Source organism: Actinokineospora fastidiosa, from assembly GCF_014648415.1.
GTDB classification, from domain to species: Bacteria; Actinomycetota; Actinomycetes; order Mycobacteriales; family Pseudonocardiaceae; genus Actinokineospora; species Actinokineospora fastidiosa.
This window is the reverse complement of the sequence record NZ_BMRB01000008.1, coordinates 117,505-141,267: the sequence shown is the minus strand read 5'-3', so window position 1 is coordinate 141,267 and position 23,763 is coordinate 117,505. Positions and strand designations below refer to the sequence as shown.

Here is a 23,763-nt window from a genome sequence, read left to right as displayed (position 1 = left end):
GCTAGACCTCCGCGCGCCCCGGCGTAATCCGCCGAACGCTGCCGTTCAGCGCGCCGCGGCGGGCTCGTGCGCGGTGACGAACCCGATCACCGCGCGCAGTACGTCCTGGTCGGCGAGGACGCGGCGGTGGCCGAGCCCTTCGGTGGTGACCAGCCGCGCGCCCGGCCAGCTCTCGGCGATGGCGGCGCCGTTGGCGTGGGCGACCTCCCGGTCCTTGACGTCGTGCACCACCAGCAGCGGGGGCAGGTCGGCGCGGCCCGCGGCCCGGGCGGGGATGTCGAAGTCGGTCAGCGGACGGCCAACCAGCCTGCGCAGGCGGCGCAGCATCGCGGCGTGGACGCGCTCGCCGAAGCCGAGGGCCTTGGCGAATTCGGCGGTCTGCCCGATCGGCTCGGCCACCGGGGCGACGAGGGCCAGCCTGCTCGCCCGCACGCCGTCGAGGACGGCGAGTGCGGCCGCCGTGCCGCCCATCGAGTGCGCGACGATGCCGTGCGCGGGGCCGGACTCGGCGACCACGGCGGTGAGCACGGCGGCGAACTCCGGCAGCGTCGAGCGGTCCGGGCCGAGCGCGCCCGGGCCGGACTCGCCGTGGCTGAGCGCGTCGAAGGTGACGACCCGGCATCCGGCCGCCACCAACGGGTCCACCAGTCCGGCGAGCTGGCCGCGGTGCCCTCCCCAGCCGTGCGCCAGGTACACGGTCGGGCCCTCGCCCCAGGTCTCGGTGAGCACCTCGCCGCCGTGGACGGTGATCCGGCGGCGGGTGCCCGGTGTGCCCGCCGCCGCGGGTCGCGCGTGGCGGGGAGTGCACCACAGCCGTAAGGCGAGCGCACCGCCCACGTTCGGCGCGGCCCGCTCCAGCACCCGGAACGTCGCCTTCAGTGCGCTGAACTTAGCACGAACGATCGTGCTTTTCTTTACCAGAGACATGGTGCCGGTCCTTCCGTGACACGGGATTTACTCGGGGACTCGCACAGCGGCGAGGAGGGCGTCGAACGCGCGGCGGGCCATCGTCTCGGCCGTGTCGTCGTTCAGCAGGCGGTAGGCGTGGAAGAACGCCAGCATCACGCCGTGCAGGTCGTGGGCGAACTGGTCGGGGTCGGCGTCGGCGCGGAACTGGCCCTCGCTGATCCCGGTGCGGAACATCTGCGCCACGGAGTCGGAGAAGTCGAGGTGGTCGCGCACGAGCTGGTCGCGGATCGGGCCGGGCTGGTCGTCGTACTCGGCGGAGGCGGAGACGAACAGGCACGCCGAGCCGCCGTCGCGGCTGAGAGCGAGCCAGTGCTCGAACAGCGCGCGCACCCGGGTCTCGCCCCGCGGCGCGGCCAGGGCGGGCCGCACGACCTGGTCGACGAACTTCTCCCTGGCGTGCGCGAGCACCTGCGACTGCAGGGACTCCTTGGACTGGAAGTGGGCGAACAGCCCGCTCTTGGACATGCCGGTGCTGCTCGCGAGCGTGCCGATGGTCAGGCCCGCGAGACCGATGCGGCTGGCGGTCGCCGCCGCCTGGTCCAGCACGGCCTGCCTGGTGGCCTCGCCCTTGCTCACCGCTCCTTTCTAGCACGATCGTTCGGTTTGGGCCAGCTCCGTGATCTACTCTTGGCCGCACGGGTCGCGGACGCCAGGATGTGCGCATGCGGGAGGACTGGCTGGACCGGGTGCGGAGCGTGCGCCAGTGGGCGCGCAAGGGCGAGCGCGCGGCCCACAAACCCCTGCTCCTGCTGCTCATGCTCGGCAGGGTCCGGCGCGGCCACCTCGGTCCCATCGCGTTCACCGAGGTCGAGAAGCTGCTCGACCCGCTGTTGCGCGACTTCGGACCGCCCCGGCAGACCGAGGCGGCCTACCCGTTCCGCTATCTCGCGAACGACGGCCTGTGGGTGATCACCGACGCCGAGGGCAACGGCACCGCGCTGGACGCCCGCCCAGGCGCGCTCCGCGCCGCAGGCGCCATCGGCCGCCTCGAGCCGGAGTTCGAGCGCGCCCTGGCCACCGATCCGGTGCTGCTGGCCTCCGTCGTGCGGCACCTGCTGGACGCGAACTTCGCGCCGTCGCTGCACGCGGACCTCATCGCGCGCACCGGCCTTGGCCTTGAGGTCATCGACGTCATCACCGCGTCCGACCGCCGCAGGGACCCCGCCTTCCGCGAGGCGGTCCTCGACGCGTACGACTACCGCTGCGCCATGTGCGGGTACGACGGCTACCTCAAGGGCCAGAGCATCGGCGTGGACGCAGCGCACGTGCGCTGGTGGGCGATCGAGGGCCCGGACACCACGGACAACGGCATGGCGCTGTGCGCGCTGCACCACCGGCTGTTCGACGGCGGCGTCCTCGGCATCGCCGTCGACGAGGACACCGTCACCGTGTCGTCGGACTTCGAGAGCCGGTCCCCGGCCGCCGTGGTCGGGCTGGCGGGCGCGCCACTGCGCGGTCCGCGCGCGGGCGAGCCGCCGGTGGCGAGGGAACATCGCGAATGGCACGTCCATGCGGTCTTCCGCGGCCCCGCGTGGCGAGTCGCCTGACGGCCTTTGGCGCACGTGACCTTGTGCGGTTGACTGCTCCCTGTGTCTCGTCGCGGAGCGCTCGTCCAACTGGCGTTGTGGGGACTGCTCGTCCTGGGGCTGATCCTCATCTGGTCCCGGCACGACGCCAACGCGGTCGCCACCGCGCTGACGATCCTCACCGGAGCCGCTGCGGTGACCCAGTTCCTGATGGCGGGCCGGTGGAAGCCGAAGCCGGGCGCGAGCACGCCCGAGCAGGTGGACGCCGCGGTCGACGCGCTCGCCCGCGAGCTGGTCAAGCAGTGGGTGCCCGAGGGCCGCAGGCGGATGCTCGACGAGCCGAACCGGCTCGACGTGCGCTGCGCGCCCCTGCACGGCGGATCGGGCGACGAGGTGGACTGCGACGAACTCGTCGCCGCGTACGCCGACGCGCCCCGGCGGCTGGTGGTGGTCGGACCGCCCGGATCGGGCAAGACCGGGCTGTGCGTGCTGCTGACGCTGGAGATGCTGCGCAGGCCGGACGCGGACCGGGTGCCGCTGCTGGTGCCGGTCTCGGCGTGGAACCCGGACGAGAACTTCGAGGCGTGGCTGCTGACCTGGCTGCTGGAGACGTACCCCTCCTTGGGCAGCCGTTCCCGCTACGGCCCGACGGCCGCTCGGGAGATCCTGGCCAGGGATCGGGTTCTGCTCGTCCTCGACGGGCTCGACGAGCTGCCCGACGACCAGCGCACGGCCGCCCTGCGCGCCATCAACAGCGACCTCGGCGCGGGCAGGCCGCTGGTGCTCACCAGCCGCACGGCCGAGTTCGCCTCGGCCAACGCAGGCGGGCAGATCCGCGACTCGCAGGTGGTCCGGCTGCTGCCGCTGCGGGACCGCGACATCGTCGGCCACCTGCGCACCACCGTGCCCCAGGCGGGAATCGACCGGTGGGAGCCGGTGCTCGCCGAGCTGACCGACCGTCCGGACGGCCCGCTCGGGCAGGTGCTGCGCACGCCGCTGATGCTGTCGCTCGCGCACTCGGTCTACAGCGACCCGAAGCGGGACGTGCGCGAGCTGCTGGGCCTCCCGGACGCCGAGGCCGTCGCGGCGAAGCTGCTGGACGAGTTCACGACCCGGGCGTTCACCACCCGGCGGCCGTCCCCGCTCGACAGCTCCGAGCACCGGCCGGGCCGGTGGCCGCCGAGGCGGGCCGAGCGCTGGCTGGGCTTCCTGGCCGACCAGTACCGCGAGGTGGCCTGGTGGCAGCTGTGGCGCAAGGTGCCTGCCTGGGTGTTCGTCGCGCGCGGCGTGCTGATCGGCGGGACCCTGTCGGCGCTGCTGGGCTGGCTGCTGCTGGGCCTGTTCGGCAGGCCGGTGCTCGGCCTGCTGCTCGGCGCAGCGGTGGGCCTGGTCAGCGGTGTCTGCCTCGGCCTTGTGCCCGCCGACCCGCCGCGCCGGTTCGTGCCGAGGGTGCCCAGGCGCGACGAGGTGAGCCGCGACCTCGTCTTCGCCGTGGTCGGCGCGGTCGCGGGCGGTGTGGCCGTCGGCGCTCTCTACGGCGGGCTGTACGGGGTGGTCATCGGTCTGGTCTTCGGCGCGGCGTTCGGACTGGTGCGCCGCTTCACCGAGCCCACGGAGCCGACCGAGGCGGTCACGCCGGACTCGGTGCTGCGCGACGACCGCCGCGCGGTGCTGATCGCCGCGGCGTTGGGCTCGGGCCTGGGGATGCTGGTGGGCGCGTTCTTCGCAGGCGTGATCGGCCTGCCCGCGCACGACCTCGTCGTGCCGATCACCGACCCGGTCCAGCTCGGCCTGCTCGGCGGTGCCGTCGGCCTGCTGTGCGGGGCGGGCGGGCTCGGCCTGGCGACCTACGCCACGAGCGCGTCCGCGCGCTTCAACACCGCGCGGATCTGGCTGGCGGTGACCGGGAAGACCCCGTGGCGGCTCATGGCGTTCCTCCGCGACGCCCACCGCGTCGGCGTGCTGCGCCTGGTCGGTCCGGTGTACCAGTTCCGCCACGAACTCCTGCGCGACCGCCTGGCGCGGCGGCGGTGAGCGGCAGCACCCGGCGCAGCAGGATCCCCAGCGGGTTCCGGGACGCCCGCGCCCGCCGGGGGAAACGCCTGCGGACGAACGACATCCACAGCGCCGCGTAGACCACCGCGTACAGGGGCGAGTGGTCGCCGAAGCAGGCGCGCAGGCGCGGCGCCAGGTCCCGCAGCCGGGCGCAGACCTCGGCGAGCCCGGCAGCGCCCCGCGTCGCGCTGGTGGTCACGCCCTCGGCGCGGTCGGCGTCGACGTCCTGGTAGTCGTCGAGGAGTTGCAGGGCGCCGCCCAACTCGTGGATGAGCCCCACCGCCTGCGGCGGGACCGGACCGGCGGCCACGTCGAACAGCACGACCATGCCGTAGCCGCCCTTGCCGTCGGTGATCCGCTCGACGGTCGCGCTGTCGATGTGGGGCGACGTCTGCTCCCGCGACCGCACCTGGAAGGCGTGCGCCCGGGCGAGCGCGCCGAACACCGGGTCGTCCGGCGGGCGGTCGAGCCGGGCGATGATCTCGTCGTAGAGCCCGGCGAAGACGGCCTCCATGGCGTTGGCCGGGGTGAACCCGCCGCCCGCGAACCGCAGCGCCAGCCGCTCGTCGACGCCCGGGCCGCCGAAGTGGTCGACCAGGTCGTCGTAGACCCGGGTGACGGCCCCGGCCAGCACGGCCAGGTCCTCCCGCAGCGCGACCCGCGCCATGTCGGCGTACGCCGAGGCGAGGAACGCCAGCTTCACCGCCGTTGCCCGCAGGACATCGGCCACCTCGTCGGCCACCCCGTCGTCCGCCCCGCCGCGCGTCAGAACGGGCAGCGCGACCCGGTCGAACACCGCGACGAACCGCGCCGCGCGCCGCCGGACCCCGGGCACCGCCCCCGCCCAGCGCGCATGCCGGACCAAGGCGATCACATCCTGGAGCACACCCACGGCCTCAGCCTTCCGTCCCCGCGCCCCGCCCAGTATCGGCCCTCGCCGACCCGACCGAACCGCCGTCAGGAGCAGTGCGCGGCGTCTACTGAGGAACAGCGCCGGGTCCTCCCGGAGGAGGACCCGGCTCCTCCCCGATGGCGATCACCGGAATCGTCGCAGCGCACGACGACAGGGCCCCGCGCCGCGGGCGATCCTTGACCCAGTCGATCGGACAGGGAGCAGGCGGATGAGCATCAGCTGACGGGGGAACCCGCGCCGGTCACTGGGGGTACCGACGCGGACCGGCGCAGGACCCGCGGCCCCGCCGCGGGTCCTGCCTCACCCCGTGAAGAACGACCAGAACGCACGGGTCGCGTCGAACGCCGCGCCGCTGGGCGGGCCGGGCCAGAAGTGGCCGTCGCGGCCGGGGCTTCCGGTGTCGAGCTGATCGATGACGACCTCGCCGGGATGGGAGCAGTGGTAATGGACCTGCACGGCCAGCACTCCCCACCCGGTGTGGCCGGTCGCCGTCGCCACCTGCTTGCCCGCGCAGCCGTTGTCGTCGGCCCACACCCCGGCCATGATGCGCACCCCCGCGGTCATCGCGGCGAGGTCGCCGCCGCAGCAGTGGGCGAGCACGTGGTCGTTGTGGGAGAACACCAACCGCATCGGCACCGGGTGCGCGCGCAGCGCCGGGCAGGCGCGGCCGGTGGCGTCCGGCAGCGGTGCGGCGGCCACCAGGCCGATGCCCGCGAGCCGGACCCCGCCGAGCCGGCCCTGCGCGCCAGCGCAGGCCAGCTGCGTGGCCATCAGCCCGCCGCTGGAGAACCCGACGGCGTGCACGGCGTCCGGGTCGACGCACAGGTGCCGGACGGCGATATCGATCAGCGCCCGCAGGAACTCGATGTCGCTGACGCCGCGGGCGGCCTCGTCGGCGGGCGAGGTGGTCCAGTGCGGCGCGGAGTCCGGCTGGATGACGACGAAGCCCTCCGCGTCCGCCTTGGCGCGCATGCCGCTGCGGGCGTCCTGCTCGTCCTTGTCGCTCAGCGCCCCGTGCAGGTCGAGGACGAGCGCGCCGCCGGGGTCGGGCGGGACGTGCGCCCGGTAGGTGCGGGCGACGGGCGTGCCGTCGGGCTTGTGCTGCACCACCGGCCACGCCGTCTCGGTGTGGTCGCCGGGCGGGGCGCAGGACGATGCCGAGGATGAGTGGACCGGGGCGGCCCCGACCAGCACGGCCAACGCGGCCAGCACGGCCAGCGTCGCGAGGACAGCGCGCGTGAGCACGAGCCGAGTCTGGCGGACGAACCCCTCGTGGACGGCGGGCCGGGGGCAGGTTCGCTCGTTAGTGTTGGGGGCCATGCGCGTCGCTCGCCCCAACACCGCGGACAGCACGGGCGCGCTCGTCCTGCTCGCCGTCGACATCTGGTTCAACGCCGCCGTGCAGTCCCCCACGCCGCCGATGGCGTGGTCGGCGGCGTTCCTCGCGGGCAGCACGCTCCCGCTCGGCTGGCGGCGGCTCGCGCCGGTCCCGGTGCTGGGGATCGTCGGGACCGTCGTGGTCGCGGGCACGGTGGCGGGCGTCGCGATCAGCGAGGCGGGCGTCCTGGTCGCGCTCTACACCGTCGGCTCGTGGCGGCCCCGGTCGATGGCGGTGCGGTGCCTGGTCGGGTTCGGGCTCGCCAAGGTCGCGGCCGAGTTGGTGGCGGGGTTCGTCCCGTCCTGGATCCCGGTGCTGCTGATCCTCTACTGCACCGCGGTGGTGTTGGGCGACCAGCAGCGCGCCAACCGCGAGTTGGCCGCGCAGGAACAGCAGGCCCGCGCCCGGCTCGCGGCGGCGGCCGAGCGCAGCCGGATCGCGCGGGAACTGCATGACGTCGTCGCGCACACGGTGAGCGTCATGGTCCTGTACGCCTCGGTGGCCCGGCGCGCGGTCACCTCGGACCCGGGGCGCGCCGACGCGGCGCTGGCGCAGGTGGAGGCGTCCGGCCGGGAGAGCCTGGCGGAGCTGCGCCGTCTGCTGGGCGCGCTGCGCACCGAGCCTGCCGATCTCGCCCCGCACGCCAGCCTGGACAACCTCGACGACCTCGTCGCCCGCTGCGTGGCAGCGGACCTGCCCGTCCGGCTGTCCGTCGCGGGGAACCGGCGGCCGCTGCCCGCGGGCGTCGAGCTGTGCGCGTACCGGATCGTGCAGGAGGCCCTGACGAACGCCGCCAAGCACGCCAAGCCGACCAAGGTCACCGTCGATCTGGACTACCGCGATGCCGAACTGCGCATCGACGTCCGCAACGACGGCCCCGGCCGCGGCGGCGGCGACCCCGGCCACGGCCTCATCGGCATGCGCGAGCGGGCAGCGCTGGTCGGCGGCGCGATCGACATCCGGCACGACCCCGGCGAGTTCCGGGTGACGGCCACGCTCCCCTATCAGGGCTGAACCGCCCACTGCCGGGTGAAGGGCCGATCGCGGCCCCCGGGCCGGGACTACGCTGCGGCCGATATGGGCGTCCTCTCCGTTCTCCTCGCCGACGACCAGGCCCTCATGCGCACGGGATTCCGGCTCATCCTGGAGGCCGAGCCCGACATCGCGGTGGTCGCCGAGGCGGGCGACGGCGCCGAGGCGGTGGCGCTGGCCCGCGAGCACCGGCCCGACCTGGTGATCATGGACGTCCGGATGCCCAGGATGGACGGCATCACCGCGACCAGGGCGCTGGCCGGGCCGGGCGTGGCCGACCCGATCCCGGTGCTGATCCTGACGACCTTCGACCTCGACGAGTACGTCTACGAGGCGCTGCGCGCGGGCGCGAGCGGGTTCCTGCTCAAGGACGTGCCCTGCGACCGGCTCGTCGACGGCGTGCGGGTCGTGGCCTCCGGCGACGCGCTGCTCGCGCCCACGGTGACCCGCAGGCTGATCCACCGGTTCACCCGGCACGCGCCCGTCCGCACCGACACCGACGCCGTCGCCGCGCTGACCCCGCGCGAGCGGGAGGTGCTGGTGCTGATGGCGCGCGGCCTGTCCAACGCCGAGATCGCCGCCGAACTCGTCCTCGGGTCCACGACGGTCAAGACCCACGTCGGCCGCGTGCTGATGAAGCTGGGCCTGCGCGACCGCGTCCAAGCCGTGGTGTTCGCCTACGAGCACGGCCTGGTGCACCCGGAGGCGGCGTCGTGGTGATCTCGACCGCCAAGATCCACCGCCGGTAGCCTCACCCCGACGGAAGGGGTGCCCGTGGGCGACGGTGTGCTGACCGGGATCGGCGAGGGCGTGCACGCGTGGGTGCAGCCCGACGGCACGTGGTGGATCAACAACGCCGGGATGGTGTGCGACGGCGACGAGGTCGCGCTGATCGACACCTGCGCCACGCGCAAGCGCACCGAGCGGTTCCTCGCCGCGGTGCGGGAGGTCGCGGGCCCGGCGCCGATCCGGTTCGCGGTGAACACACACCTGCACGGCGACCACTGCTACGGCAACGCGCTGCTGCCCGCCGAGACCGCGATTGCCGGGCACTCGAAGACGCGGGACGGGCTGCTCGCCGACGTGCTGCTGACCGCGGCCCCGCCGGTCTGGTCGCCGATGCCGGACTTCGGGGTCGACGCCGTCCGGCCGCCGACCGTGATCGTCGACAGCTCCCTGACGCTGTACGTCGGCGAGCGGCGCGTGGAACTCGTGCACCCCGGGTACGCCGCGCACACCGAGGGGGACGTCGTCGCCTGGCTGCCCGACAGCGGGGTCCTCTTCGCGGGCGACCTGCTGTTCCACGGCATCACGCCGATGATCCTCATGGGCTCGCTCGCGGGCGCGCTGCGCTCGCTGCGGTGGCTGGCGGACTTCGGGGCGGCCACCGTCGTCCCCGGGCACGGGCCGGTGATCCACGACCTCGCGCCCGTCCTCGACGCGCACGAGCGGTACTACCGCTTCATCGAGGCCACCGCCGTGGCGGGCCGGGCGGCGGGCAAGTCGCCGCTGGCCGTGGCCACCGACGCCGACCTCGGCGAGTTCGCCGACTGGCCGGACCCCGAGCGCGTCGTGCTCAACCTGCACCGCGCCTACGCCGACCTCGACGGGCGGCCGGTGGACTTGGTCGGCGCGCTCACCGACGCCATCACCTGGAACGGCGGGCCCCTGCACTGCGCGGTCTGACGGCCGGCGTGATGCTTCCGTTACTTGACACCGGCCGGGTGGGAGCGCTCCCATAAGCAGGTGTCTGGGAAAGCCGTCGCGCTGGTCGGAGTGCTCGCCGCCGGGATGCTGGTCGCCTGCGGGTCGGGCAAGACCGAGATCACCGTCGGCCTGTTCGGCGACCACGGCTACGCCGACCTGTTCGCCGAGTACGAGCAGGCGCACCCGGACATCGACATCGTCGAGCGCGTGGCGCCCCACGCCCAGCACCACGACGACCTCGCCGCGCACCTGGCCGGCGAGGAGGGCGCCGCGGACGTCGAGGCGGTCGACGCCGAGCTGATCTCCCGGTTCACCGCGACCCCGGAGCACTTCGTGGACCTCAACTCCGCGGGCGCGTTCCAGCGGCGCTGGCTGGACTGGGCGTGGACGGCATCGCTGAGCCGCGACGGCAGGCAGATCGGCTACGCCGCCGAGGTCGGCGGGCTCGCGCTCTGCTACCGCGCCGAGCTCGTCGACGCCCCCGACTGGCCCACTTGGGAGGCCTACGTCGAGGCGGGCAGGCGGTTCCAGGCTCAGGCGCCGGAGGACGTGCGCTGGATGGACGGGGCCGCGACGCTGCTGGACGCGATCATCGACCAGGCCCCGGTCGGCTACCACGACGCCCAGGACGCCGTCGTCGTGGACACCAACCCGGACATCGCGCGGGCGTGGGCCGTCACCACGGCGGCCGTCGACGCCGACCTGTCCGCCGGGCTGAGCCCCGGGACCGAGCAGTGGACCGAAGGGCTCAAGCAGGGCCGCTTCGCGACCATCCTCTGTTCGGCCTCCCAGTTGGCGGCGGTGCGGGACGCGGGCGGGTGGGGCGTGGTCGCCGTTCCCGGCAAGGCGGGCAACCGAGGCGGCTCGTACCTGACCGTGCCCGCGCAGGGCGACGAGACGGAGGCCGCCGTGGCGCTCGCGGACTGGCTGACCGCGCCCGAGCAGCAGGCCCGCCGGTTCGCCCGCCACGGCCGGATCCCGTCCACGCCGTCGGTGTACGGGGAGCAATCGCTGGCCGGGCGCACCGATCCCGCGCTCGGCGACGCCCGCGTCGGCGTGCTGTTCACCGAGGCCGCCCAGGCGCTCAAGCCGCAGTACCGGGGACCGGACGCCGCAGCGGTCCAGACCGCCCTCGACGCGGCCGTCCAGCGCGTCGAACAGGGCCAAGCCCCCGACGAGTCGTGGGCGCGGCTGCTGACCGACCTCACGTGACCCCTTCTGACCTGGAGCGACACCACATGCAGTTCCCCGACGGGTTCCTCTGGGGCGTGGCCACCTCGGCCTACCAGATCGAGGGCGGCGCGGCCGACGACGGCCGCGGTCCGTCCATCTGGGACACCTTCGCCGCGACGCCGGGCGCCATCCGGGACGGCAGTTCCGGCGCGGTCGCCTGCGACCACTACCACCGCTGGCGCGAGGACCTGGATCTGCTGAGCGGGCTGGGCGTGCGCGCCTACCGGTTCTCGATCTCCTGGCCCCGCGTCCAGCCGACGGGCCGGGGCACGCCGGAGCGGCGGGGCGTGGACTTCTACCGACGCCTCGTCGACGGGCTGCGCGAGCGCGGCATCGAGCCGTTCGCGACCCTCTACCACTGGGACCTGCCGCAGGGGCTGGAGGACCTGGGCGGCTGGCGCTCCCGCGACACCGCCCACCGCTTCGCCGACTACGCCGCCTTCATCCACGGCGAGCTCGGCGACTCGGTGCGGTTCTGGACGACGATGAACGAGCCGTTCGTCTCCGCCGTCGCCGGGTACGCCGAGGGCAGGCACGCGCCCGGCGCGCGGGAGGGGCACGGCTCGCTCGCCGCCGCGCACCACCTGCAACTCGCCCACGGCCTGGGCGTGCGGGCGATGCGCGAGCAGGCGCCGGGGTCGCACCGGTTCGGGATCGTGCTGAACCAGTCCCCCGCCGTGCCGGTCGGGCCGGGCGACGCGGACGCGGCCCGCCGGTTCGACCTGCTGCTGCGCAGGCAGTTCACCGAGCCGCTGTTCGGCGGCGCGTACCCGGCGGACTACGCCGACACCTTCGGCGCGATCAGCGACCTGTCGTTCCGCCGCGACGGCGACCTCGACGTCATCGGCGTCCCGCTGGACTACGTCGGCATCAACTACTACTACCGCCGCCATGTCGCCGACGCTCCCCCGGCGACCGCGGACCCGGCGGCGCGCACCGCCGACGACATCGGCGTCGACCTCACCCGGCTGCCGGACGTGCCGCGCACCGGCCTGGGCTGGCCGATCGAGCCCGCGGGCCTGACCGAGGCGCTGACCGACCTCGTCCGGCGCTACCCGGACCTGCCGCCGATCTACCTGACCGAGAACGGCTGCGCCTACCCGGACCCGCAAGGCCCGCCGTTCCACGACCCCGAGCGGATCGCCTTCCTCGACGCCCACCTCAAGGCGCTGGCCGACGCCATCGCGCAGGGCGTGGACGTGCGGGGCTACTTCCACTGGTCGCTGCTGGACAACTTCGAGTGGGCGCACGGCTACGGCCCCCGGTTCGGGCTGGTCCACGTCGACTACGCCACGCTGGAGCGCACCCCGAAGTCCAGCTACGCGTGGTACCGCGACCTGATCCGGGCCACGGCCACGGCGTGACTTGGTCACCTTCGCCGCTGTTTCCCTTGTCCGGCCGGGAATCCCGGCCTATCCAGGACTGGTGACGACCTGGTACGAGAACCCCGCGGCGAATCCGTGCGACCTGCTGCGCGAGTGGCTGGCCGTCCCCGGCCTCGCCGACCCGGGCGCGCTGGCCTTGGCCACGGCGGGGACTGACGCGCGCCCGTCCAGCCGGATCGTGCAGCTGCTGCGGGTGACCGACTCCGGCGTGGTGTTCGCCAGCTTCAGCGACAGCCCCAAGGGCCGTGACATCGCCGCGACCGGCTGGGCGTCGGGAGTGCTGTACTGGCGGGAGAACCGCCGCCAGGTCACCCTGGCGGGCGCCGCGGCGATCATGCCCGCCGCCGAGTCGGACGCGCTGTGGGCGGCCCGGCCCGACCACGTGCTGCCGATGTCGGTCGCCACCCGGCAGAGCGCGCCGCTGACCGACGCCGACAGCCTGCGCGCCCGGGTGCGCGCCTTGGCCGACGGCGAGCGGCCCGCCAGGCCCGCGACCTGGGTCGGCTACCACATCACCCTGTCCACCATCGAGTTCTGGGAGGACCAGCCGGACCGCTTCTACCGCCGTCTGCGCTACGACCGCGGCGCAGACGGCTGGACCACGACCCGACTGCAGCCCTAGGCGAGGAACGTCCCCCTGGCCACGACCACGGCGGAGCCGGCGACGTCCACCCGTTCGACAGCGGCGTCCGACCCCGTGACGGTCGCGTGCATTGTGGACGGTCGGCCCATCTCGACGCCCTGCAGGATCTCGACCCGCTCGCCGTAGGGGGCAAGGCCGTGGCGGGCGAGGTGCAGGGCGAACGGGCCCGCCGCCGATCCGGTGGCCGCGTCCTCGGCGACGCCGTAGGCCGGGGAGAACATCCGCGTGCGCCAGCGGGGACCGGCGGGCGCGAAGCAGTTGGCCGCCATGTCCTCGTGCTCCGCCAGCATCAGCAGGTCGGGGCGGAGCGCGGCCAGCGCGGGCTCGTCCGGCAGCCCGACGAAGACGTGCCGGGGGCCGTTGCGGTAGACCACGACCGGCAGCGTCGACGCCTCCACGCCCAGCGCGGCCAACAGGTGGTCCGCGCGCTCGTACGGCTCCCACACCGGCACCGGCTGGCTCATCGACGCCGACCGCACCACGCCGTCGACCCGGGTGAGCCGGAACGGGACCGGGCCCATCCCGGTCTCCATGACCAGTTCGTCGCCGTCGGCCCGCTCGCCGAGCACGATCGCGGTGCCCAGCGTGGGGTGGCCCGCGAACGGGAGCTCGTTGACCGGGGTGAAGATGCGCACCCGGACGTCGCCGCCGCCCTGCGGCGGGAGCACGAAGACCGTCTCGGACAGGTTCATCTCCCGGGCGATGCGCTGCATGCGCTCGGCCGGGATGCCGTCGGCCTCGGTGAACACGGCGACCGGATTGCCTTGCAGGGCAACGTCTGTGAAGACGTCGGCGATCGTGTAGGGGGTCATGGCAGGCACGCTACCGCGATTCGTCCAACCCCTCGATTGACCGGTTGGACACCGGTTGACCCCGCGCGGCGGTGATCGTTAGAACTGGGTCACACTCCCGCCGACCGAGCGAGGTTCGCGTGTTCGACACCGACATCGAGCTGCGCCGCCGCAACCGCGCGGTGGTCGAGGACTACCTGAGCAGGCAAGGGGAATCCCGGCTCACCCGGTACCTGCTGTTCACCGAGGACGGCAGCGCAGGACTCTACACCGCCGACACCCCGGAGCCGGTCGTCTCCCAGGGCCACGAGCTGCTGCGCAGGCACGGCGAGTGGTCGCTGCGGATGTTCCCGGACTGGAAGTGGTTCAACATCGAGGTCTTCGAGACCCAGGACCCCAACCGGTTCTGGGCCGAGTGCGACGGCGAAGGCGAGATCCGGTACCCCAACTACGCGCCCGGGGTGTACCGCAACCACTTCATCCACTCCTTCGAGTTCGCCGACGGCCGGATCGCGCGCCAGCGCGAGTTCATGAACCCGTTCAATCAGCTCCGGGCCCTCGGCATCGAGGTACCGGTGATCAACCGAGGCGGCATCCCGACCTGAGGAGCACCAGTGCAGACCGATCTCACCGCGACCAGGGACGCCATCGAGATCATCACCGGCGGCTGGCGGGCCCAGGCCCTCTACGTCGCGGTCAAGCTCGGCGTGCCCGACCACATCGACGCCGGGCGGGCGACGACCGCCGAGCTGGCCGAGGCCACCGGGGCCGACCCCGAGGGCGTCCACCGCCTGATGCGCCTGCTGGTGGCGATGGGCGTGTTCGCCGGGGACGGCGAGTCCGGCTACCGCAACACCGACGTCGCGCGCGTCCTGCTGGATCGGCCGGGCACGCTGCGCGACATGTGCCTGCTCTACGGCGAGGAGTTCTACACCGCCTGGGCGCACGCCGAGCACGCCATCCGCACCGTCACGGCGGGCTGGGACGTCGCCTTCGGCGAACCGCTCTACACCTATCTCGACAGCCGCCCCGAGGCCGCCGACCGCTTCCAGGCGGCGATGAAGGCGGGCAACCTGTTCTTCGACTACGTCCCGGACGTCATCGATTTCGCGGGCAAGCACGTCGTCGACGTGGGCGGCGGCGCGGGACAGCTGCTGGGCACGATCCTCGCGGCCGTCCCGGACGCCCGCGGCACGCTCATCGACCGCGAGCACGTCGCCCCGATCGCCGAGCAGAAGCTCGCGGGCCTCGGCGACCGGGTCCGGGTCGTCGGCGGCGACATGTTCGCCGCCGTGCCCGAGGGCGGCGACGTCTACCTGCTGTGCCGGGTCCTGGCCGGGTGGAGCGACGACGCCGTGGTGGGCCTGTTCGAGAACTGCCGGGCCGGGCTGTCCGGCCCGGACGCCCGGGTCGTCATCCTGGAGCGGCTGGTGGTCGACGAGGGCGCGACCGTCCTGCCGTCGCTGTGGGACCTGCACCTGCTCATGACCAACGGCGGCAGGCACCGCACCCTCGACCGCTTCGTCGGCATGCTGGAGCGCGCGGGCCTGGTGGTGGAGCGCGTGGCGGACCTGCCGATGGAGACCTCGGCGATCATCGCGAAGCAGGCCTGAATCACCCGAACGGGCCTGCTCGACAGCTCAGCGTGATTCGGTCCGCCACCGGATGGGTATCCCCGCCATACCCATTGTCTGTCGAGAGGACCGACGAGATGACCAGGGCCGATGTCGTCACCACGCACCGGGAGGACGTGGGACGCGTGCCCCGGCGGCGGGGAGCGGTGAACGGGACACTTCTCGTGCTGCTGGGGCTGTTGGGAGCGCTGCTCCCGCTGATCGGGCCCTATCTGGGCCTGTCGTACGGAACGGATCGGCCGTGGCAGTTCACGGCCGACCGCCTGCTGTTGAACATCCTGCCCGGCCTGCTCGTCGCGCTGGCCGGGCTCGGACTCATCGCCAGCAAGCACAGCGCGGGCGGGGTCCTGTGGGGATGGCTGGCCGCGCTGGGCGGGGCCTGGTTCGTCCTCGGGCCGACGATCAGCTCGATGTGGAACGGCGGCAGGCCCATCACCGGCCAGCCGATCGCCGACTCCCCGGCCGGGCGCGGCGTCATCGAGCTGATCTACCACCTCGGCCTCGGCACGCTGATCGTGTTCCTGGCGGCGGTGGCGCTGGGCCGGTTCACCGCGGGGACGGGCCGTGTGGTCGCCGAGGTGCCCGAGCAGTACCGCGCCCTGCACGACGACGACACCCGCGTCACCCGCGAGCGTGACGTCCGCCCGGCGCCCGAAGGCGAGGTCCGCGAGGACAGCCTGCGCGGCGACACCGTCCGCCGTGACTACCTCGGCGGTGAAAGTCTCCGTGGTGACGTCCGGAGCGGCGACACCCTGCACGACGACGACACCCGGATCGCCCGTGACGACGCGGGCGGCAAGCACCGCGCCAGCACCGACATGAGCCGGGACGACGTCTACGAGCAGGCCGCCCGCGACGAGACCGCCGTCGACGAGCAGCACCACCGCAGGGGCTGGCTGGGCCTCGGCGGCCGCAGGTGAGCAGAGCACGTCCGTGAAGGAACACGGTGCGGGTCCGGCGCGTTGGGGTCGGTCATGACCGACGACACCGCGCTGGACCTGCTCCGCACCCGCCGCATCGGGGCGCTCGTCACCCTGAAGAAGGACGGCAGGCCCCAGCTGTCCAACGTGATCCACCACTACGACGCCGAGTCGGCGACCCTGCGCGTCTCGGTGACCGCCGACCGCGCCAAGACCGCGAACCTGCGCCGCGATCCCCGCGCCTCCTACTACGTCAGCAGCGAGGACGGCTGGCGCTTCCTGGTGGTGGAAGGCACCGCCGAGTTCTCCGCCGTGGCGGCGTCCCCCGACGACGCAGCCGTCGACGAACTGGTCCAGCTCTACCGGGACATCAGCGGCGAGCACCCCGACTGGGACGAGTACCGCGCCGCCATGGTCGCCGAGAAGCGGCTGGTGCTACGGCTGCGCATCGACCGCCACTACGGCACCAGCGTGCGCTGACGGATCACGTCGTAGAGGGCCGTCCAGCTCTCCCGCCCGCGCCCCGCCGCGATCGCCCGCTCGTACAGCGACGCCACCGCGGCGGGGAGCGCGGCGTCCACGCCCGCCTGCTCGCTGGCGCCGACGACGTGCTCGGCGGTCGCGCCCATCATCAGGATGTTCGCCTCGTCGCCCGGGTGCTCCCCCCGGGCGATGTGCTCGAAGGTCTCCTCGAAGTACATCGGCATCGTCGTGAACGTCTCGGCCAGGTAGGGGCCGAGCACCTTCGGGTCGACGCCCGCCGCCTCGATGAGCGCGCTCGCGTGCAGGGTCACCGCGAGGCTGGTCAGGAACACGTCGAGCTGGGCCTGGTAGAACAGTTGCGCCAGCCCGTGCTCCGCGCCCATGTAGTCCGGCCTGCCGATGACCCGCAGGGTCTCGACGTGCTCGTCGAAGACCGCCCGCGGCCCGCTGTAGAAGACGTAGGCGGGCTCCTCGCCCACCAGCTGGGCCGGGACCATCACCCCGCCGACGACGAGTTCGGCGCCGCGCTCGGCGAGCCAGGCCGCCGCCTTGACCGAGTCGGCCGGGGTGTCCGAGCTGAGGTTGACGATGACGCGTCCCGCCACGTCGACGCCGTCGAGGATGTCGTACATCGCCTTGTAGTCGGTGAGGCTCAGGAGCACGAGCTTGTTCGCGGCCACGGCGTCGGCCGCCGTCTCCGCGCGCACCGCGCCCCGCGCGACCAGCCCGTCCGCCCGGCTCGCCGTCCGGTTCCACACCGTGACCCGGTAGCCCGCGTCGAGGTAGCGCCCCACCATGGCCTGCCCCATCGGTCCGAGTCCGATCAGGGTCAGCTGCTTCGTCATGATCGCCCTTGCTGTCGTGGTCTCTTGCTGTCGAGACCACACTCACCCACGCCGCGCACGGTCGGCTGAGGGTCGGCGCACGGGCTCAGCCCGCGATGTCGGACTGCGGCAGCCGCTTCCCGCGCCGCGGCGCCCCCGCCGACGGCGGCGGCACGACCGGGCCGATGTCGCCGTCGGGCGCCTCGTCGAGGTCGACGATCACCGGCGCGTGGTCGCTGGGCTTGGCGCCCTTGCGCGCGTGCCGGTCGACCCAGGCCGCCCGCACCCGGTCGCGCAGCGGCGTCGCGGCCAGGATCAGGTCGATGCGCATGCCCAGGTTCTGGTGGAACATGCCCGCGCGGTAGTCCCAGTAGGAGAAGACGCGCTCGTCCGGCCACCGCTCGCGCACGACGTCGTGCAGGCCGAGGTCCTGCAGCGCGGCGAGCGCGGCCCGCTCGGGCCCGGTGACGTGCGTGTGGCCCGCGTAGGCGGCCGGGTCGAACACGTCGGCGTCGGTGGGCGCGATGTTCACGTCCCCGCACACCACCGCAGAGTCCGCGTGCGGGGCGACGTCCCGGGTCAGGGCGGCGAGCCACTCCAGCTTGTAGCGGTAGTGGTCGGAGTCGGGCACGCGCCCGTTGGGCACATACACCGAATAGACCCGCAGGCCGCCGCAGGTCGCCGAGATCGCCCTGGCCTCCTGGTGCGGGAATCCGGGCCCGCCGGGCAGCCCGACGACCACGTCGTCCAGCCCGACCCGCGACAGCAGGGCGACCCCGTTCCACTGGCCCTCGCCGTGCGCGGCGACCTCGTAGCCGCGGGCGGCGAACTCCGCCGACAGCAGTTCGGCGAACGCCTCGTCGGAGAGCTTGGTCTCCTGGAGGCAGACCACGTCGGGGGCGCGCTGGTCGAGCCAGGGCAGGAGCCGGGGGACGCGCTGCTTGACCGAGTTGACGTTCCAGGTGGCGATCCGCACGCGCCCCACCGTAGCCGGGAACTCCCGCGCCGACCCGTCCGACTACTCAGGTGCAGGTACTGTCGACGCCGAGGTGGACCCCCAGAGATGACGCGCAGCAAGAACCCCGTGACCGCCGCCCGGCGCGGGGTGTCCCTCAACGTGATCCTGACCGCCGTCGTGGTGGTCGTGGCTGTCCTGGTCGTCGGCGGGATCCTGCTGTTCAAGAACTCCGGCTCCGACGAGGGCGCGGTGCCCGCGTCGGTGCTCGCGCCCGAGGGGAGCCACACGCTCACCGAGGCGCCCGACGGCGCGGTGACGGTCGTGGAGTTCCTGGACTACCAGTGCCCGGCCTGCGAGCAGTACTACAAGACCGTCACCAGCAAGATCGAGCAGGACTACGCAGGCAAGATCACCTTCGTGGTGCGCAACTACCCGCTGGACATGCACCCGCTGGCGATGCCCGCCGCCCGGGCCGCGGAGGCCGCGGCCCTGCAGGGCAAGTTCCGGGAGATGTACCGCGCGCTGTACGAGAACTACAACGAGTGGGCACTCGCCCCCGACGGGCAGGCCGTCAGCGACGACGTCGAGCGCGCCACCGAGTTGTTCCGCGGCTACGCCGAGGCCAGCGGCCTCGACGTCGCGAAGTTCACCGCCGACCTGGCCTCGCCGGAGGTGCAGGCGCGCATCGACAAGGACATCGCCGACGGCAAGGCCGCCGGGGTGTCCGGCACGCCGTCGATCTTCGTCGGCGGGCAGCTGTTCGAGCCGACCGGGGAGACCTACGCCGACGTCGAGCGGCAGCTGCGCGAGCGGATCGACGCGGAGCTGGCGGAGTGAGCCGGGCGCTCGCCTGGCTCTACGTCGTCGGCGGCGGCATCGGCCTGGTCGCGGCCGTCGCGCTGATCCTGGAGCGGCTGGCCGTGCTGGCCGACCCGACGCACGTCCCGCTGTGCTCGATCAACCCGGTGGTCTCGTGCGGCTCGGTGATGGAGAGCCCGCAGGCCGCCGCGTTCGGGTTCCCCAACCCGCTGATCGGCATCGCCGCGTTCGCGGTCGTGGTCACCGTGGGCGTGGTCGGGCTGACCGGGTTCACCCCGCCGAGGTGGTTCCGGCTGGGCATGCTCGTCGGGACCGCGCTCGGCCTGCTGTTCGTGCACTGGCTGATCTTCGCCAGCCTGTACGACATCCGGGCGCTGTGCCCGTACTGCATGGTCGTGTGGGCGGTGATGGCCCCGCTGTTCTGGTACACGCTGCTCGACACCTTCGCGCTGCCGTCGCTGCGGCGGGTGCACAGCGTGATCCTCGCGCTCTGGTACGTGGTGATCGTGGCGCTGATCCTGCAGGCGTTCTGGGACTTCTGGACGAGCTGACGCGCACACAACCTTCACACCTCGCCCCGGGGCCGCCCACAACCCCTGCTTAGAGTCGGCTGCATGGGCAACAGGCGAGTGCTGGTGGTCGAGGACGAGAAGACCATCGCGGAGTCCGTCGCGGCGCGGCTGCGGGCCGAGGGGTTCACCGTCGAGGTGGCCAGCGACGGGCCGTCCGGGGTGGCCGCCGCCCAGGCGAACCCGCCGGACCTGATCGTGCTGGACGTCATGCTGCCCGGCTTCGACGGCTTGGAGGTGTGCCGCAGGGTGCAGGCCGAGCGGCCGGTGCCCGTGCTCATGCTGACCGCCCGCGACGACGAGACCGACATGCTGATCGGCCTCGCCGTCGGCGCGGACGACTACCTGACCAAGCCGTTCTCGATCCGCGAGCTCGCCGCCCGCGTGCACGCCCTGCTGCGGCGGGTCGAGCGGGCGGCGAGCACCACGGGGCCGCTCGTCGTCGGCGACCTCGAGGTGGACCCGGTGGAGCGGCGGGTGCGGCGGGCGGGGGTGGAGGCGCACCTGACGCCCATCGAGTTCGAGCTGCTGGCCTACCTCGCTGCCCGCCCGCGCGCGGTGCAGCCCCGGGAGCGGCTGCTCGCCGAGATCTGGAACTGGACGGACGCGGCGGGGACCCGCACGGTCGACAGCCACATCAAGGCCCTGCGGCGGAAGCTGGGCGCGGACCTGATCCGCACCGTCCACGGCGTGGGGTACGCGCTGGAGGTGGCCCGGTGAGGGCCCGGCTGTCGGCGCTGGTGGAGCTGCTGCCCCGGCCGCTCGACCCGGTGCGGTCGATCAAGCTGAAGCTCGGCATCCTGCTGGTCGCCTCGGGCGGGGCAGCGCTGGCGTACTTCTGGCTGATGATCGGCTGGATCCCGCCGACCACGTCGGTCACCGCGATCATCGGCGCGCTGCTGACCTCGCAGATCCTGGCGCACGGCATGACCCGTCCGCTGCGCGAGATGACGGCCGCCGCCCGCGCGATGGCCCGCGGCGACTACTCGCGCCGCATCCGCGTCACCGCCCGCGACGAGGTCGGCGAGCTGGGCCGCGCGTTCAACCAGATGAGCGCCGACCTCGCCGACGTCGACCGCACCCGCCGCGAGCTGATCGCCAACGTCTCCCACGAGCTGCGCACCCCGATCGCCGCCCTGCACGCGGTGCTGGAGAACGTCGTCGACGGCGTCAGCCCGGCTGACCCGGCGACCCTGCGCACGGCCCTCGCCCAGACGGAGCGGCTGGGCAGGCTGGTGACCGAGCTGCTGGACCTGTCCCGCATCGACGCGGGCGCCCACCCCCTGCGCCTGGAACCGGTCGCCGTCGCCCCCCTGCTGGCCGACGTGGTCGCCGAGGCCGAGGTCAACGCCGCGGCCACCGCCCGCACCCCGACCTTCCGCGTCTCGGTCGAACCCTCCGCCGCCGTGGTCCGGGCCGACCCGGAACGCCTGCACCAGGTCCTGGCCAACCTCCTGGACAACGCCGTCCGCCACGGCCCCGCCGACGGCGAGGTCCGCGTCACGGCGACCATGGGCCCCACCGGCCTCACCCTCGAGGTCGCCGACGACGGCCCCGGCATCGCCGTCGAGGAACGCGCCCAGGTCTTCGGCCGCTTCACCCGAGGCGACCGAGCCTCCGGCGGCGGCACCGGCCTGGGCCTCTCCATCGCCCGCTGGGCGGTAGACCTCCACGGCGGAACCATCGGCGTGATCGACTCCACGCGCGGCTGCCGAATCCGGGTAACCCTCCCCGCCTGAGGGCGCGTAGCCCTAGGCAGGCGCGTCGGCAGAGGCTGACCACCGCCCTCCCCGCCCGCACCGGCCGCAGGGATCGCTCTCCGCCGAGGCCGCAGCCGCACCCACCACGGCCGCAGTGCACTACCGCAACCACAGTCCACTCACCGAGACCACAGCTGCACCCCACCGAAGCCCCGCCCACACCCACCACGACCACAGCCCACCCACCCGGGCCACCGCCCACACCCACCACGACCACAGCCCACCCACCCGGGCCACCGCCCACCCACGGGGCCACACCCACCCAATCCACAACCCACCTACTAAGGCCACACGACACCACCGCGACCACTACTGATCGAAACCCCAGCTGCTCCAGCCGGGACCACCCACATCCCACCCACCACAGAACACGAACAACCTCCCGCCCTCTCGCCCTCCCTCGCTGCCCTCACCCTCCTTCCCTGCCCTCACCCTCCTTCCCTGCCCTCACCCTCCTTCCCTGCCCTCACCCTCCTTCCCTGCCCTCACCCTCCCTCCTCCTTCCCTCCCCGACACACACACCATCCCGCCCATCACCACCAGCACGCCGTTCACGTAAGCCCAACCCCCGTCCTTCTCGGTCATCCCAGGGTTCTCCGGAGTCCATAGCAGACTCGTCCGATGCGCCCATCTCCAAAAATTCCCCTGCACCAATCCATTCCTCGAATAGCACTCACGGGAGAGCCATGTCTGAATCCGTTTCCATCGGCCAGCTGACCACCCCTGACCGGGAGTGGGCCACGCCCGCCTCCCGGGCCGTTCTCGGTGTTGTCAGCGCAGGCGGGATTGTCGCGGCCATGCTGGTCCCCATCGGGAAAGTCGGGCTCGGGTGGACGTTGGCGGTGGCGGTCGTCGCCTGCGCGATCGTCGTACTGGGCCGGATCGATGAGCGCAGGCATGTGCAGGCGGGGTGGTTGGTGCTCGCCGTCGGGCTCGGGGTTGCCGGGGCGGTTCGGGATGCCGGGTGGTTGTTCGGGTTCTGCGTGGTGGGGGCGGCGGTGTGCCTGTCGTTGAGTGTCGCGGGTGGACGGTCCGCCGGTGAGCTTGCCCGGGGGTCGGTCGCCGTGTGGGGGTCGGGGCTGCTGTCGTGGCCTCGGCTCGTGGTGGGGGCTTGGGTCGCGGTGCGCAGTCGTCAAGGCGGGGTGCGGATCTGGGCCGCGGTGGGGGTCGGGGCGGTGTTGGTGCTGGTGTTCGGGGCCTTGTTCGCGGCGGCGGACGCGGCGTTCGCCGAGGTGGTGTCGTCGCTGGTTCCGGACTTCTCCGGGGTTCCCGGGCCGTCGGTGGTGGTGTTTCTCATCGTGGTCGTCTTGCTGGCGGGGGCGGCGTATCACCGGGGCGCGCCAGCGCGGGCGGGGCGGCCGGTCAAGCGCGTGCGGCTGGTGGAGTGGGCGCTGCCGGTGGGTGTCCTGCTGATGCTGTTCGCCCTCTTCATCGGCGTGCAGGTGGCCGTCCTCTTCGGTGGGGACGCCTATGTCACCCGCACCTCCGGCCTCACCTACGCCCAGTACGCCCGGTCCGGGTTCTGGCAGCTCCTCGCCGTCACCGCCCTCACGCTCGCCGTCATCGCGATCGCGGCCCGGGTCGCGCCGCGGCGCACCGCCGTCGAGCGGGGCTGGCTGCGTGGGCTGCTCGGCGGGCTGACCGCCGCCACCCTGGTGATCGTCGCGTCCGCGCTCACCCGCCTGTGGCTCTACCAGGAGACCTACGGCTTCACGGTCCTGCGCCTGCTCGTCGGCGTCGCCGAGCTGTGGCTCGGCCTGGTGTGCCTGATGGTGCTCGCCGCGGGCAGGCGTCTCGCGGCGGCATGGCTGCCGCGCGCGGTGCTGGGCAGCGGGCTCGCCGCGCTGCTCGGGCTGGTCGTCCTCAATCCGGAAGCGTTCATCGCCCGGTGGAACGTCCAGCGCTACGCCGACACCGGCCGCATCGACACCGCCTACCTGGGCACCCTCTCCGCCGACGCCGTCCCCGCGCTCGCCGACCTGCCCGAGCCCGTCCGCGCGTGCGTGCTCCTCCCCCACGCCGCCCGCGTCACCGACGACAGCCCGACCGAGTGGAACTGGGCCCGCGCCGCCGCCCGCGATCTCCTCCTGCGCCCCCACGCCTGCGAAACGCACGGTTGACAGAGCAACTTCCACCGGCCAGTCTGGGAGCGCTCCCAACAGGA

At 73.3% G+C, this 23,763-nt stretch carries 24 protein-coding genes; 17 read left to right on the top strand and 7 right to left on the bottom strand.

Annotated elements, in window-relative coordinates:
- Positions 1 to 45: 45 nt before the first annotated feature.
- Positions 46 to 927 (bottom strand): alpha/beta fold hydrolase, encoded by an 882-nt coding sequence (locus IEY98_RS29305; RefSeq protein WP_189213910.1) that lies wholly within the window; start codon positions 925 to 927, stop codon positions 46 to 48.
- 27 nt (positions 928 to 954) lie between these two features.
- Positions 955 to 1,545 (bottom strand): TetR family transcriptional regulator C-terminal domain-containing protein, encoded by a 591-nt coding sequence (locus IEY98_RS29300; protein WP_189213909.1) that lies wholly within the window; start codon positions 1,543 to 1,545, stop codon positions 955 to 957.
- Positions 1,546 to 1,631: 86 nt separating this feature from the next.
- Here IEY98_RS29300 and IEY98_RS29295 point away from each other — a divergent pair, with 86 nt between their 5' ends.
- Together IEY98_RS29295 and IEY98_RS29290 are read left to right on the top strand one after the other, a co-directional pair.
- Positions 1,632 to 2,516 (top strand): phosphorothioated DNA-binding restriction endonuclease, encoded by an 885-nt coding sequence (locus IEY98_RS29295; RefSeq protein ID WP_189213908.1) that lies wholly within the window; start codon positions 1,632 to 1,634, stop codon positions 2,514 to 2,516.
- Between the two features lie 42 nt (positions 2,517 to 2,558).
- Complete coding sequence (locus tag IEY98_RS29290) at positions 2,559 to 4,529, top strand: NACHT domain-containing protein (RefSeq protein ID WP_189213907.1); 1,971 nt, start codon at positions 2,559 to 2,561, stop codon at positions 4,527 to 4,529.
- On the opposite strand, the gene IEY98_RS29285 is transcribed toward IEY98_RS29290, so the two are convergent.
- Complete coding sequence (locus IEY98_RS29285; protein WP_189213906.1) at positions 4,420 to 5,442, bottom strand: class 1 isoprenoid biosynthesis enzyme; 1,023 nt, start codon at positions 5,440 to 5,442, stop codon at positions 4,420 to 4,422. The two genes, IEY98_RS29290 and IEY98_RS29285, sit on opposite strands and share 110 nt — an antisense overlap.
- A gap of 321 nt (positions 5,443 to 5,763) precedes the next feature.
- Entirely contained in the window at positions 5,764 to 6,708 is a 945-nt protein-coding gene (locus IEY98_RS29280) for a CE1 family esterase (protein WP_189213905.1), read from the bottom strand.
- A gap of 73 nt (positions 6,709 to 6,781) precedes the next feature.
- On the opposite strand from IEY98_RS29280, the gene IEY98_RS29275 reads away from it, so the two are divergent.
- From IEY98_RS29275 to IEY98_RS29250, 6 genes are all read left to right on the top strand, one after another.
- Positions 6,782 to 7,855 carry a sensor histidine kinase gene (locus IEY98_RS29275; protein ID WP_189213904.1) on the top strand — a complete coding sequence of 358 codons (1,074 nt, stop codon included), beginning with the start codon at positions 6,782 to 6,784 and terminating at the stop codon, positions 7,853 to 7,855.
- A 63-nt stretch (positions 7,856 to 7,918) separates the two neighbouring features.
- Entirely contained in the window at positions 7,919 to 8,593 is a 675-nt protein-coding gene (locus IEY98_RS29270; RefSeq protein ID WP_189213903.1) for a response regulator, read from the top strand.
- Between the two features lie 54 nt (positions 8,594 to 8,647).
- Positions 8,648 to 9,559, top strand: a complete 912-nt coding sequence (locus tag IEY98_RS29265; RefSeq protein ID WP_229787693.1) for an MBL fold metallo-hydrolase — start codon at positions 8,648 to 8,650, stop codon at positions 9,557 to 9,559.
- A gap of 60 nt (positions 9,560 to 9,619) precedes the next feature.
- Positions 9,620 to 10,792 (top strand): ABC transporter substrate-binding protein, encoded by a 1,173-nt coding sequence (locus IEY98_RS29260; protein ID WP_189213902.1) that lies wholly within the window; start codon positions 9,620 to 9,622, stop codon positions 10,790 to 10,792.
- A gap of 26 nt (positions 10,793 to 10,818) precedes the next feature.
- A complete protein-coding gene (locus IEY98_RS29255; RefSeq protein ID WP_189213901.1) occupies positions 10,819 to 12,177 on the top strand; it encodes a GH1 family beta-glucosidase in 1,359 nt (452 codons plus the stop codon).
- A gap of 61 nt (positions 12,178 to 12,238) precedes the next feature.
- Positions 12,239 to 12,820 carry a pyridoxal 5'-phosphate synthase gene (locus IEY98_RS29250; protein ID WP_229787691.1) on the top strand — a complete coding sequence of 194 codons (582 nt, stop codon included), beginning with the start codon at positions 12,239 to 12,241 and terminating at the stop codon, positions 12,818 to 12,820.
- Here IEY98_RS29250 and IEY98_RS29245 read toward each other — a convergent pair.
- Positions 12,817 to 13,653: a PhzF family phenazine biosynthesis protein gene (locus tag IEY98_RS29245; protein ID WP_189213900.1), complete on the bottom strand. Its 837-nt coding sequence runs from the start codon at positions 13,651 to 13,653 to the stop codon at positions 12,817 to 12,819. The two genes, IEY98_RS29250 and IEY98_RS29245, sit on opposite strands and share 4 nt — an antisense overlap.
- A gap of 119 nt (positions 13,654 to 13,772) precedes the next feature.
- On the opposite strand from IEY98_RS29245, the gene IEY98_RS29240 reads away from it, so the two are divergent.
- The 4 genes from IEY98_RS29240 to IEY98_RS29225 all read left to right on the top strand — a co-directional run bounded on the left by IEY98_RS29240 (position 13,773) and on the right by IEY98_RS29225 (position 16,666).
- Positions 13,773 to 14,237, top strand: coding sequence for a PhzA/PhzB family protein (locus tag IEY98_RS29240; protein ID WP_229787689.1), 465 nt, complete (start codon positions 13,773 to 13,775; stop codon positions 14,235 to 14,237).
- Between the two features lie 9 nt (positions 14,238 to 14,246).
- A complete protein-coding gene (locus tag IEY98_RS29235) occupies positions 14,247 to 15,245 on the top strand; it encodes a methyltransferase (protein ID WP_189213899.1) in 999 nt (332 codons plus the stop codon).
- Positions 15,246 to 15,343: 98 nt separating this feature from the next.
- Complete coding sequence (locus tag IEY98_RS29230; protein WP_189213898.1) at positions 15,344 to 16,186, top strand: hypothetical protein; 843 nt, start codon at positions 15,344 to 15,346, stop codon at positions 16,184 to 16,186.
- Positions 16,187 to 16,240: 54 nt separating this feature from the next.
- Positions 16,241 to 16,666, top strand: a complete 426-nt coding sequence (locus tag IEY98_RS29225; RefSeq protein WP_189213897.1) for a PPOX class F420-dependent oxidoreductase — start codon at positions 16,241 to 16,243, stop codon at positions 16,664 to 16,666.
- Here the strand turns inward: IEY98_RS29225 and IEY98_RS29220 are convergent.
- Together IEY98_RS29220 and IEY98_RS29215 are read right to left on the bottom strand one after the other, a co-directional pair.
- Positions 16,645 to 17,514 carry an NAD(P)-dependent oxidoreductase gene (locus IEY98_RS29220; protein ID WP_189213896.1) on the bottom strand — a complete coding sequence of 290 codons (870 nt, stop codon included), beginning with the start codon at positions 17,512 to 17,514 and terminating at the stop codon, positions 16,645 to 16,647. The genes IEY98_RS29225 and IEY98_RS29220 overlap by 22 nt on opposite strands.
- Before the next feature lie 85 nt (positions 17,515 to 17,599).
- Positions 17,600 to 18,469, bottom strand: coding sequence for an exodeoxyribonuclease III (locus IEY98_RS29215; RefSeq protein WP_189213895.1), 870 nt, complete (start codon positions 18,467 to 18,469; stop codon positions 17,600 to 17,602).
- Between the two features lie 87 nt (positions 18,470 to 18,556).
- On the opposite strand from IEY98_RS29215, the gene IEY98_RS29210 reads away from it, so the two are divergent.
- The 5 genes from IEY98_RS29210 (at position 18,557) to IEY98_RS29190 (ending at position 23,719) form a co-directional block, all read left to right on the top strand.
- A complete protein-coding gene (locus IEY98_RS29210; RefSeq protein WP_189213894.1) occupies positions 18,557 to 19,288 on the top strand; it encodes a DsbA family protein in 732 nt (243 codons plus the stop codon).
- Positions 19,285 to 19,821 carry a vitamin K epoxide reductase family protein gene (locus IEY98_RS29205; RefSeq protein ID WP_189213893.1) on the top strand — a complete coding sequence of 179 codons (537 nt, stop codon included), beginning with the start codon at positions 19,285 to 19,287 and terminating at the stop codon, positions 19,819 to 19,821. The genes IEY98_RS29210 and IEY98_RS29205 overlap by 4 nt, the downstream gene beginning before the upstream one ends.
- A gap of 63 nt (positions 19,822 to 19,884) precedes the next feature.
- Positions 19,885 to 20,559, top strand: a complete 675-nt coding sequence (locus IEY98_RS29200; protein ID WP_189213892.1) for a response regulator transcription factor — start codon at positions 19,885 to 19,887, stop codon at positions 20,557 to 20,559.
- Positions 20,556 to 21,578, top strand: coding sequence for a HAMP domain-containing sensor histidine kinase (locus IEY98_RS29195; RefSeq protein ID WP_229787685.1), 1,023 nt, complete (start codon positions 20,556 to 20,558; stop codon positions 21,576 to 21,578). Before IEY98_RS29200 ends, IEY98_RS29195 begins: the two co-directional genes overlap by 4 nt.
- A gap of 707 nt (positions 21,579 to 22,285) precedes the next feature.
- Positions 22,286 to 23,719 carry a DUF4153 domain-containing protein gene (locus IEY98_RS29190; protein ID WP_189213891.1) on the top strand — a complete coding sequence of 478 codons (1,434 nt, stop codon included), beginning with the start codon at positions 22,286 to 22,288 and terminating at the stop codon, positions 23,717 to 23,719.
- Positions 23,720 to 23,763 lie beyond the last annotated feature (44 nt).

Bases quoted from the DNA above. Each gene is read 5' to 3' on its own strand.
- IEY98_RS29275 (WP_189213904.1), top strand. From the start codon at position 6,782: ATGCGCGTCGCTCGCCCCAACACCGCGGACAGCACGGGCGCGCTCGTC.
- IEY98_RS29190 (WP_189213891.1), top strand. From the start codon at position 22,286: ATGTCTGAATCCGTTTCCATCGGCCAGCTGACCACCCCTGACCGGGAG.
- IEY98_RS29200 (WP_189213892.1), top strand. From the start codon at position 19,885: ATGGGCAACAGGCGAGTGCTGGTGGTCGAGGACGAGAAGACCATCGCG.
- IEY98_RS29225 (WP_189213897.1), top strand. From the start codon at position 16,241: ATGACCGACGACACCGCGCTGGACCTGCTCCGCACCCGCCGCATCGGG.
- IEY98_RS29295 (WP_189213908.1), top strand. From the start codon at position 1,632: ATGCGGGAGGACTGGCTGGACCGGGTGCGGAGCGTGCGCCAGTGGGCG.
- IEY98_RS29270 (WP_189213903.1), top strand. From the start codon at position 7,919: ATGGGCGTCCTCTCCGTTCTCCTCGCCGACGACCAGGCCCTCATGCGC.
- IEY98_RS29220 (WP_189213896.1), bottom strand. From the start codon at position 17,514: ATGACGAAGCAGCTGACCCTGATCGGACTCGGACCGATGGGGCAGGCC.
- IEY98_RS29245 (WP_189213900.1), bottom strand. From the start codon at position 13,653: ATGACCCCCTACACGATCGCCGACGTCTTCACAGACGTTGCCCTGCAA.
- IEY98_RS29255 (WP_189213901.1), top strand. From the start codon at position 10,819: ATGCAGTTCCCCGACGGGTTCCTCTGGGGCGTGGCCACCTCGGCCTAC.
- IEY98_RS29230 (WP_189213898.1), top strand. From the start codon at position 15,344: ATGACCAGGGCCGATGTCGTCACCACGCACCGGGAGGACGTGGGACGC.
- IEY98_RS29210 (WP_189213894.1), top strand. From the start codon at position 18,557: ATGACGCGCAGCAAGAACCCCGTGACCGCCGCCCGGCGCGGGGTGTCC.
- IEY98_RS29305 (WP_189213910.1), bottom strand. From the start codon at position 927: ATGTCTCTGGTAAAGAAAAGCACGATCGTTCGTGCTAAGTTCAGCGCA.